We start from the raw sequence: 9,627 nt of genomic DNA on the forward strand, positions 1-9,627 counted from the left end.
GGATCGGTGGCGGGCGGGGAGGCGCGGCGGGAGAATTTCGTCGTCGGCCCGGGGCACGCGGTCGGGGAGAAAGGGACCGTCAGTTCGTACTGAGTAGGGAGCGGCAGTGGGGAATATCGTGCAAGCGCAGGGGGCGAGCACCGAGGGCCGGGCGGGGCGCGGGGAGGTCCGAGGAGGACGAGCACCGCCGGCAGTGGCTGGTGATCGCGGGCCAGAGCGTGGGCGCCGCGGTCGCGGGCATGTTGCTGTTCAAGGGCTTCGAACGCATGTGGGAAGTGCTTCCGTGGGTTGCCCTGGCCCTGGCCATGGTCGTGATCCTGGGCCTGGTCGCGTTGGTCCGCGTGCTGCGCCGCACCGACGATATTTTCAGCACTGTGATTGCCGTCGTCGTAGGCGTCTTCGTGACGCTCGGACCGCTAGCCTTTCTACTCAGTACGAACTGAGCAGGGAGCGGCAGTGGGGAATATCGTGCAAGCGCAGGGGGCGAGCACCGAGGGCCGGGCGGGGCGCGGGGAGGTCCGGGTCGGGCTCTCCACGGCATCGGTGTATCCGGAGAACACCGAGGCGGCGTTCCGGTACGCGGCCGAACTCGGTTACGACGGTGTGGAACTCATGGTCTGGGCGGAACCGGCCAGCCAGTCCATTTCCACCGTGCAGCATTTCGCGCACAAATACGACGTGCCGGTGCTGGCCGTGCACGCCCCGTGTCTGCTGATCTCGCAACGGGTCTGGGGGTCGGACCCGATCGCGAAGCTCACCCGCAGCGTGCACACCGCCGAGGCGCTGGGCGCGGCCACCGTGGTGGTGCACCCGCCCTTCCGCTGGCAGCGCCGCTACGCCGAGGGCTTCGCGAAACAGGTTGCGGAACTGGAGAATTCGTCGCCGGTGGCGGTCGCGGTGGAGAACATGTTCCCGATGCGCGCCGACACCCTGCTGCGCGGCAGCTCGATCGACCGGCTGCGCCGCCGCGGCGGGCCCGGGCCGTCCATCACCACCTTCAGCCCCTCCTACGATCCGACCGAGACCGGCTACCGCCACTACACGCTGGACACCTCGCACACCGCGACCGCGGGCGTGGATCCGCTGGCGCTGGCGCAGCGCATGGGCGCCGGCCTGACCCATCTGCATCTCGCGGACGGTCGCGGCGCCGCCACCGACGAGCACCTGATCCCGGGGGAGGGCACCCAGCCGGTGGCCGAACTCTGTGACATGTTGACGCGCAACGGTTTCGACGGTCAGGCGGTCATCGAGGTGAACACCCAGATGGCGCGCACCACGATGGATCGGGCGGCCATGCTGGATCGGGCGCTGTCCTTCGCAAGGGAGCATCTGAACGGGTTCTCGCCCGCGCCGACGCCGGAGCCGACGGCCGCGCATCGCGGCTGACCTCTCGTTGCGGGGGTGATTCATCCCACGACCCGTCCGGAATTTTCACCGGGTCCGTTTACGCTGTACAAAACCCAGCGGAAGGACAGCGGATGACAACGGAGCTGACCGTCGACCCGGCGTCGGCGCGCGAATTGGCCGACGCGCCGTTCAGTCGCGTCTGCACGCTGACCGAACTCGACGCGGCCACCCCGGGCGCCGGCCGCTTCGCGGGATCCATCGAGCCCACCTGGACCATCGGCGACAAGCTGCACGGCGGCACCATGGTCGCGGGCAGCGCCGCGGCGGCCACCGAATGGCTGCGCCGCACGGCCCCGGAACAGGCCGCCATGTTCCCCATCTCGGCCAGCACCGACTTCCTCGGCGCGCCCGTCCCCGGTGCGGTCGAGTACGAGGTCCGCACCCGCAAACTGGGCCGCCAGATCGCCCTCGTCGACGCGAGCCTGATTCAGGACGGCCGCACCCTGGTGCACACCGCCCTCACGTTCAGCCACCTTGACGACGGAGTGCCGCAGTACGCCGCCGACCATGTCGGCGACATGCCCGCCGAACCGCCCGCCGACGCGCTCTTCTACGACGACCGCAACCCGATGGGCAAGATCGTGCACGTGGCCCAGGGCTCCTCGGTCGCCCTCGATCCGACCTGGGCCCGCTTCCTGGCCGGCGAGAAATCCGAACCCCGCCTGCGCCTGTGGATCCGCCCCTTCGCGGGCGACGAGCAGGACCCGGACGTGTCCGCCTTCTTCGCCCTCATGTCCGCCGACATGAGCCCGCCGGTCCCGATGAACCTCGGCCATTTCGGCTGGGCCCCCACCGTCCAGCTCACCACCTACCTGCGCCGCCGCCCCGCCCCGGGCTGGCTGCGCGTCATCGCGAAGGCCCGCGAGGTCGGCAACCGCATGTTCGACGAGGACCAACTCGTCATCGACTCCACGGGAGCGATCGTCGCCCAGAGCCGCCAGCTGGCCCTGATCCCCCAGCCACGCTGACGCGGTGCCTCTCCCGAATGTCGTTGGCGTCATTCCCGAATGCCAACCAGCCAACTGATTTCGCGACGTTCGGGGTAACTCACCGGGTACGCCCAGAATCGGTTCGGCTGCCGCCCGCTGCCCGCATGCGGGACCGTCAACGGCTCTCAGCCGCGCGCTGAAGGCTCGGAGGGGCGGGATAGCCTTGAGGGTTATGACGAGGATTGCGGTAATCGGCGGGGGCCGGATCGGGGAGGCGCTGATCGCGGGCCTGCTCGAGTCCGGGCGGGCGAACAAGGATCTGGTGGTGGTCGAGCCGGTGCCGGCGCGTGCCGAGGCGCTGGCGGACCGGTTCGGGATCCGCGCCACCGACGACATCGCCGACGCCGGCAAGTCGGCGGACCTCATCGTGATCGCGGTGAAGCCCAATGACGTGGACGCGGTCCTGACCGAGCTGGGCAAGGCCGACTTCGGGGCGGAAGACCACGATCAGGTGCTGGTGTCGCTGGCGGCCGGGGTGACGACCGCCCGCATGGAGTCCAAGCTGCCCGCCGGTTTCCCGGTCGTGCGCGTCATGCCGAACACCCCGATGCTGGTCGGCCAGGGCATGAGCGCCATCGCGCCCGGGCGCTACGCCCGCAAGGAGCAGCTGGCACTGGTCACCGAGATGCTGGAGTCGGTGGGCCAGGCGGTGACCGTCTCCGAGGCGCAGATGGACGCCGTCACCGCGGTGTCCGGTTCGGGTCCGGCGTACTTCTTCCTGATCGTCGAGGCGATGATCGACGGCGCGGTGGGCCTGGGCCTGACCCGCGATGTGGCCACCCAGCTGGTGACGCAGACCATGCTCGGTTCGGCCGCGCTGCTGGAGGAGTCGGGTCAGTCTGCCGTGGAATTGCGCGCGGCCGTCACCTCGCCCGCGGGGACCACCGCGGCGGGTCTGCGGGAGTTGGAGCGAGGTGCGGTGCGATCGGCTTTCACCGACGCGTTGCACGCCGCAAAACGCCGTTCCGCCGAACTCGGCGCGACCGCGGACTAACGTTGAGAGTGGGTGAGTGTGCTCCCCACTTTCCAATACTGCTCGGTTGCTAGTTTGCTGCCGTAGGCCGACTCGCCACAGCAAAGGCTGATTTCTCACACCCGTCGCAGCAATCCCACTGGTCCCGCTAAGCTTCAAGGAGCACGTGCGTGTCTGTTCCGCCGGTGGGGAAGCCGGCGGCGCGGACGTGCCGGAGGTCAGTGGCGCAATGATGTCTGGAAACAGCCAAGCGAGGTCCGGAAACAGCCCAATCACCGCGGGATCCGTCATCGGCGGGGGAACGCAGTTCCTCACGGTCGCCGAGGTCGCGAATCTGATGCGGGTTTCCAAAATGACGGTGTACCGGTTGGTGCATTCGGGAGAGCTGCCCGCGGTGCGGGTGGGGCGTTCCTTCCGGGTGCACGCCAAGGCGGTGCACGACTATCTGGAGACGTCCTACTTCGATGCGGGGTAGTACGGCCCGATAAACCGATCGGCCCCACCCGTTTCGTTCGCCCGAGAGTGGCCCGGTAGCATGGACCGGCATCCTGTACGTGCCGGTGGTGCCGCCGGGTCCATCTCGGCCCGTATCGGGTAGGGACTGTGCAGGGTCAGACACAGTGCACCCCGCGTAAGCGGGGATGACCCGAGAGAACGCGAGGAACAACCCTATGGGTTCTGTGATCAAGAAGCGCCGCAAGCGCATGTCGAAGAAGAAGCACCGCAAGCTGCTTCGCCGCACGCGCGTGCAGCGCAGAAAACTCGGCAAGTAAGCCGCTGCGTCGTAGCTGGAAGCCCGTCACCGTCGGTGGCGGGCTTTCGTTCTTCCCAGGTGATCGAACTCATCGTTAGATCCTGGTTAATACTCTTCGAATGCCCCCTACTCGCCGGTTACCCTGGGAGCGGGAAAAACGCCCGATGACAATTCAAGGCATGGGGGCTAGGTGGGATCCGGAGTGGCAGGGACTCGGGACGGGCAAGCGCCCAAGGTGGTGATGGTGACCGGTGCGAGCCGGTTCTTCGGCGGCAATGTGGTGGCCCGGTTGGCGGCCGACCCGGCCGTCGAGCGGATCATCGCCGTGGACGCCAAACAGCCCAGCCGGGAGCTGCTGCGCCGTATGGGCCGCGCCGAATTCGTGCGCGCCGATATTCGTAATCCCTTGATCCGCAAGGTTATCGACGGCAATCAGGTCGATACGGTGGTGCATCCCGCCGCGCTGTCGCGCCCGCCCTCGGGCGGTGGCCGGGCCGCCATGAAGGATATGAACGTGCTGGGCGCCATGCAGCTGTTCGCGGTGTGTCGCAAGGCTTCCAGCGTGCGGCGGGTGGTGGTGCGTTCCTCCTCCGCCGTCTACGGGTGCAGCGCCAAGGACCCGGTGAAGTTCACCGAGGAGATGAGCGCGCGCACCCCGCCGCGCGGCTGGTTCGCGCGGGACATGATCGAGGTGGAGGGTTTCGTGCGCGGGCTGGCCCGGCGCCGGCCCGACATCTCGGCGGCCATCCTGCGTTTCCCGCCGATCGTGGGCCCGCAGCTGGCCAAGCGGGGCGTGCAGTACTTCCGCTCGCCGATCACCCCGACCATTCTGGGCCGGGATCCGCGCATGCAGCTGCTCCATGAGGAGGACGGCATCGCCGCCCTGGTGCACGGGGCCATGACGGCCCCGGGCGGCACCTACAACGTGGCCGGGGACGGCGCGATGGCGCTGTCGCAGGCGATCCGGCGGGCCGGCCGGGTCGAGCTGCCGGTCCCGTACTCGGTTTTCCGCAGTGTCGGGCGCACCGTGATGGGCCCGGTGATGCGGGAGTTCACCGCCGAGCAGATCGACTACTTCCATTTCGGTTGTGGTCTGGACACCACCCGGATGCGCACCGAACTGGGCTTCGGTCCGCGCTGGACCACGGTGCAGGCTTTCGACGACTTCATAGGGGGCGCAGCGTTGCGGCCCGTGATCGATCCCGCGTGGATCGACGCCGCAGAGAACAAACTTCTCGGCCTCCTCGGGGCCGGGACGGGAGCACACCAATGAGTGATGTAGCGAAGGTGATTCGGCTTCACGACGTGGATTTCGAGGCGCGGCAGAATCGCCCGTCTCGGGTGTGGCCGGTGGGGGAACCGGCGCTCACCCCGGTGACCTCGCTGACCGATCGGCTCGCCGAAGTCGAAGCGCGTCAGCCCAAGTCGCTGGGGGAGATGATTCGGGGGACCGTGGCCGACGGGGTCCGCTACACGGCCGACTTCGCGCGCCGCCGCCTCACCGGCGACTACCAGGTCGACGAGTTCGGTCTGGACGAGCACCTGCTGGAATCGGTGATCCTGCCGATGCTGCGGCCGCTGTCGGAGCTGTGGTTCCGGGTCGAGGTGTCGGGTATCGAGAACATTCCCGAGGTGGGCGGCGCGCTGATCGTGGCCAACCACGCGGGCACGGTGCCGCTGGACGGGCTGATGCTGCAGCTGGCCGTGCACGACCGACACCCCAAGCAGCGCGCGCTGCGCCTGCTGGCCGCCGACCTGATCTTCGAGACGCCGCTGCTCGGCGGGCTGGCGCGCAAGGCCGGGCACACCCTGGCCTGCCCCGCGGACGCCGAAAGGCTGTTGCGCGCGGGCGAAGTCGCCGGTGTTTTCCCCGAGGGCTACAAGGGCATCGGCAAGCCGTATTCGGACCGCTACAAGTTGCAGCGTTTCGGCCGTGGCGGTTTCGTGTCGGCGGCGGTGCGCACCGGGGTGCCGATCATTCCGTGCTCGATCGTGGGTTCGGAGGAGATCTATCCGAAGCTGGCCGATATCAAGCCTTTGGCGCGGCTGCTCGGTATTCCGTATTTCCCTGTGACGCCGCTGTTTCCGCATCTGGGTCCGCTCGGCGCGATTCCGTTCCCGTCGAAGTGGTACATCCAATTCGGCGAGCCGATTTCCACCGCCGGATACGAGCCCGCGGACGCCGATGACCCGATGACGATGTTCGAAATCACCGATCAGGTCCGCGAAACCATTCAGGGCTCGCTGTACAAGAATCTGATCAAGCGCCGGAATCCGTTCACCGGCTAGATAATTGGTACGGACCAGCGACCGGCCCGCCCCGAATGGGAGCGGGCCGGTCGCTTTTCGTGCTAGCTGGCCTTGGCTTCGCGTTTCCGGGACAGTACGGCCGCGGCCGCGCCGCCCGCCGCGCCGAGCGCGAGGGCCGTGGGCACACCGACTTTCGCGGCTTTGCGCCCGGTGCGGAAGTCACGCACTTCCCAGCCGCGGTTCTTGGCGACCTCGCGCAGATCCGCGTCGGGGTTGATGGCGACCGCGGTGCCGACCAGCGAGAGCATGGGCACGTCGTTGTGGCTGTCGGAATAGGCGGTGCAGCGCTTCAGGTTCAGGCCCTCGCGGATGGCGAGGGTGCGCACCGCGTGCGCCTTGCCGAGCCCGTGCAGGATGTCGCCGACCAGGCGCCCGGTGAACACGCCGTCCTCGCTCTCGGCGACCGTGCCCAGCGCCCCGGTCAGGCCGAGCCGCTTGGCGATCACCTGCGCGAGCTCCACCGGCGTGGCGGTGACCAGCCAGACCTGCTGGCCCGCGTCCAGGTGCATCTGCGCCAGCGCCCGGGTGCCGGGCCAGATCTTGTCGGCGATGATCTCGTCGTAGATCTCCTCGCCGAGGGCGGCGAGTTCGGCGGTGGGGCGGCCCGCGATGAAGGACAGCGCCTTCTCCTTGCCGGAGGCCATGTCCGAGTGGCTCTCCTTGCCGGTGACCCGGAATTTGACCTGCTTCCAGGCCATGTCGACCAGATCGGAGGTCTTGAAGTACTTGCGCGCGGCCAGCCCGCGCGCGAAGTGCACGATCGACGCGCCCTGCACCATGGTGTTGTCGACGTCGAAGAAGGCCGCGGCGGTCAGGTCGCGGGCGATCGCGGGCGTCGGCGTGTCGCCGAGGTCGCGCAGCGCCAGCTCGGCGTCGTGCAGTGCGATGGCGGCGTCGGCGCTGGCCTCGCCGGCCAGGTTGGCGCGGACCTCTTCCTCGGTGGGACCGAAGGGGCTGCGGGTGATGCGGGTGAACTGATCCTGCAGGTCAGCCAGTCCCTGACCCCAGCGCGCCGGGAATTCACCGAATCGTCCCGCGATGAAGCCCGTTCCCTGCTCTTTCGAACGTTCCGGCACCAGTACCTCCGCCTGTTAGCGCGAACAACTCAACAGTAACGCTCAGGGGTGGCCGCAACGTAGACGGCGAACGACATATCGGGAAGTTGTTAGATGGTGGCCATGAGCGATTCGCCACACGCAGTGACGCTGTTGACCCGGGACGGGTGCGGACTGTGCCACACCGCACTCGAACAATTGCGCCCGATCTGCGCCGAGTTCGGCATCGACGTGACCACGGTGGACGTGGATGTGGCCGCCGCCACCGATCCGGGTCTGCGCGCCGAATACGGCGACCGGCTGCCGGTGGTGTTGCTGGACGGACGTGAGCACAGCTATTTCGACGTGGACGAGCCGCGGCTGCGCGCCGACCTCGCGAAATAACCGGACCTACCTCGCGAAACCGGGCGTGATAGGGGATTTTCCGGGCTTTCGGCGCGGGTCCCCCTCCGTCCGTCCCCTCCGGTGTGTTGCGTAGCGGGTTCGCGCTGATGAGGGTTGAATGAACCCGGGGCCGGAGCCCGCCACAAAGTGACTGAATTCACCGACTTTGTGCAGGGCTTCACAAGCGGTTACGGTGGTGGCACGCGACCCGCCTTCTCGGGCAGCGGAAGCGACCCCCTGAACCTGACTCGACCTCGCCTGTAAGGACCGCGACGGTCTCCCGGCGTCGGGTCGACAAAAGAACCCGGACACTCACCCCCGGCCGGACGAGGAGCGCAAGCGACGTGACAGAGCAGCAAGAGACGCCGCCGACTGGCGTCTCCAAGGCTCTGCAGAAGGACATCCCGCAGGCCACGGTGGCCCGGCTGGCCACTTACCTCCGGGTGCTCGCCGTACTCGCCGACGACGCTGTAGCCATCGTATCGAGTGAGGAACTGGCTGTCGCGGCGGGTGTCGGTTCGGCCAAGTTGCGCAAGGATCTCTCCTTCCTCGGACCCAACGGCGTGCGCGGCGTCGGCTACGACGTGATCAAGCTGCGCGACCGCATCGAGGATGTGCTCGGCCTGTCCCAGGGACACCGGGTGGTGCTGGTCGGAGCCGGTCACCTGGGTCGCGCGCTGGTTGGATACGGCGGTTTCCGCCGCCGCGGTTTCGCCATGGTCGGGCTGTTCGACAACGACCCCGCGGTCATCGGCACCACCGTCGGCGGGCTCGTCGTCCGCGATGTGGCCGAGCTGACCGACGCCGTGGCCGCCCTCGAGCCCACCATCGCCGTCCTCACCGTGCCCGACGCCGCCGCGCAGGGCGTGTGCGATCTGCTGGTCGAGGCCGGTCTGCAGTGCGTGCTGAGCTTCTCGGCCCTGGCCCTGGAGGCCCCGGCCACCGTCGAGGTGCGACGGGTCGATCTCGCGGTGGAGATGCAGCTGCTGTCGTTCGAGCGGGCCCGGAACGCGGAATCGGCCGCCGAGGACGCGATGAGCGCGGCCGCGGCGGGTACGGCGACGGTAGTCGCCGACGCGAACGTGGTGTCCACCCCGATCCGCCGGGTGACGACGATCCAGACCACGGACACAACCAGCAAGGGAGCGGTGGTCCAGCCATGAGCGTGCTTCTCGTCGGCATCTCACATCGCAGCGCACCGGTGGCGGTGCTGGAGAAGATCGCCATCACCGAGACCGACCGGCCCAAGCTGACCGACAAGATGCTGGCCTCCACCCACGTGTCCGAGGCGATGATCGTCTCCACCTGCAACCGCATCGAGGTCTACGCGGTCGTCGACGCCTTCCACCCCGCGCTCGGCGAGATCGGCGAACTGCTCACCAAGCATTCCGGGCTGCCGCTGCCCGAACTCACCAAGCACGCCTACGTGCGGTACGCGGAGGCCGCGGCCGAGCACCTGTTCGCGGTGTCCTCGGGCCTGGACTCCATGGTGGTCGGCGAGCAGCAGATCCTCAGCCAGATCCGGGCCGCCTACGCCGCGGCCGACGGCCAGCAGGCCGCCGGGCGCACCCTGCACGAACTGGCCCAGCACGCGCTGCGGGTCGGCAAGCGGGTGCACTCGGAGACCGGGATCGACCGCGCGGGCGCGTCGGTGGTGTCGGTGGCGCTGGATCGCGCGGCCGCCGGAGGAAGTTCAACGGCACATCCCGATCCCCAGGCGCGAACTCATCCTGCTCGAAGCTTCGCGCCGCCAAC

General features: G+C 68.4%; 11 protein-coding genes and 1 pseudogene. 11 read left to right on the forward strand and 1 reads right to left on the reverse strand.

Annotated elements, in window-relative coordinates; all coding sequences use genetic code 11:
* Positions 1-188 precede the first annotated feature (188 nt).
* The 8 genes and pseudogenes from ACWELJ_RS31450 to ACWELJ_RS31485 all read left to right on the forward strand — a co-directional run.
* Positions 189-443: pseudogene (locus ACWELJ_RS31450) on the forward strand (hypothetical protein); the annotation flags it as partial.
* 13 nt (positions 444-456) lie between these two features.
* Entirely contained in the window at positions 457-1,386 is a 930-nt protein-coding gene (locus ACWELJ_RS31455; protein ID WP_452369719.1) for a sugar phosphate isomerase/epimerase family protein, read from the forward strand.
* Positions 1,387-1,478: 92 nt separating this feature from the next.
* A complete protein-coding gene (locus ACWELJ_RS31460; RefSeq protein WP_452369720.1) occupies positions 1,479-2,375 on the forward strand; it encodes a thioesterase family protein in 897 nt (298 codons plus the stop codon).
* 193 nt (positions 2,376-2,568) lie between these two features.
* Positions 2,569-3,390, forward strand: coding sequence for a pyrroline-5-carboxylate reductase (gene proC, locus ACWELJ_RS31465; RefSeq protein WP_452369721.1), 822 nt, complete (start codon positions 2,569-2,571; stop codon positions 3,388-3,390).
* Positions 3,391-3,598: 208 nt separating this feature from the next.
* On the forward strand, positions 3,599-3,844 hold the full coding sequence (locus ACWELJ_RS31470; protein ID WP_154790969.1) for a helix-turn-helix domain-containing protein: 246 nt from the start codon (positions 3,599-3,601) through the stop codon (positions 3,842-3,844).
* A gap of 196 nt (positions 3,845-4,040) precedes the next feature.
* Positions 4,041-4,142, forward strand: coding sequence for a 30S ribosomal protein bS22 (locus ACWELJ_RS31475; protein ID WP_003402602.1), 102 nt, complete (start codon positions 4,041-4,043; stop codon positions 4,140-4,142).
* A gap of 222 nt (positions 4,143-4,364) precedes the next feature.
* Positions 4,365-5,396 carry an NAD-dependent epimerase/dehydratase family protein gene (locus ACWELJ_RS31480; protein ID WP_357091348.1) on the forward strand — a complete coding sequence of 344 codons (1,032 nt, stop codon included), beginning with the start codon at positions 4,365-4,367 and terminating at the stop codon, positions 5,394-5,396.
* A complete protein-coding gene (locus ACWELJ_RS31485) occupies positions 5,393-6,412 on the forward strand; it encodes a lysophospholipid acyltransferase family protein (RefSeq protein ID WP_452369722.1) in 1,020 nt (339 codons plus the stop codon). Before ACWELJ_RS31480 ends, ACWELJ_RS31485 begins: the two co-directional genes overlap by 4 nt.
* A 62-nt stretch (positions 6,413-6,474) precedes the next feature.
* Here the strand turns inward: ACWELJ_RS31485 and ACWELJ_RS31490 are convergent, their stop codons facing one another.
* Entirely contained in the window at positions 6,475-7,509 is a 1,035-nt protein-coding gene (locus ACWELJ_RS31490) for an HAD family hydrolase (protein ID WP_452369723.1), read from the reverse strand.
* Between the two features lie 102 nt (positions 7,510-7,611).
* On the opposite strand from ACWELJ_RS31490, the gene ACWELJ_RS31495 reads away from it, so the two are divergent.
* The 3 genes from ACWELJ_RS31495 to hemA all read left to right on the forward strand — a co-directional run.
* Positions 7,612-7,872 carry a glutaredoxin family protein gene (locus tag ACWELJ_RS31495; protein WP_452369724.1) on the forward strand — a complete coding sequence of 87 codons (261 nt, stop codon included), beginning with the start codon at positions 7,612-7,614 and terminating at the stop codon, positions 7,870-7,872.
* A gap of 344 nt (positions 7,873-8,216) precedes the next feature.
* Positions 8,217-9,035, forward strand: a complete 819-nt coding sequence (locus tag ACWELJ_RS31500) for a redox-sensing transcriptional repressor Rex (protein ID WP_452369725.1) — start codon at positions 8,217-8,219, stop codon at positions 9,033-9,035.
* Positions 9,032-9,627, forward strand: a 596-nt coding sequence (gene hemA, locus ACWELJ_RS31505) for a glutamyl-tRNA reductase (protein WP_452369726.1), incomplete at its 3' end; no start/stop codon positions are given. The genes ACWELJ_RS31500 and hemA, both read left to right, overlap by 4 nt.

The sequence above is a fragment of the Nocardia sp. NPDC004582 genome (assembly GCF_053602115.1).

What these genes read in the sequence shown, in the direction of transcription:
- ACWELJ_RS31460 (WP_452369720.1), top strand. Translation starts at nt 1,479, where the DNA reads ATGACAACGGAGCTGACCGTCGACCCGGCGTCGGCGCGCGAATTGGCC.
- proC (WP_452369721.1), top strand. Translation starts at nt 2,569, where the DNA reads ATGACGAGGATTGCGGTAATCGGCGGGGGCCGGATCGGGGAGGCGCTG.
- ACWELJ_RS31470 (WP_154790969.1), top strand. Translation starts at nt 3,599, where the DNA reads ATGATGTCTGGAAACAGCCAAGCGAGGTCCGGAAACAGCCCAATCACC.
- ACWELJ_RS31475 (WP_003402602.1), top strand. Translation starts at nt 4,041, where the DNA reads ATGGGTTCTGTGATCAAGAAGCGCCGCAAGCGCATGTCGAAGAAGAAG.
- ACWELJ_RS31480 (WP_357091348.1), top strand. Translation starts at nt 4,365, where the DNA reads ATGGTGACCGGTGCGAGCCGGTTCTTCGGCGGCAATGTGGTGGCCCGG.
- ACWELJ_RS31485 (WP_452369722.1), top strand. Translation starts at nt 5,393, where the DNA reads ATGAGTGATGTAGCGAAGGTGATTCGGCTTCACGACGTGGATTTCGAG.
- ACWELJ_RS31495 (WP_452369724.1), top strand. Translation starts at nt 7,612, where the DNA reads ATGAGCGATTCGCCACACGCAGTGACGCTGTTGACCCGGGACGGGTGC.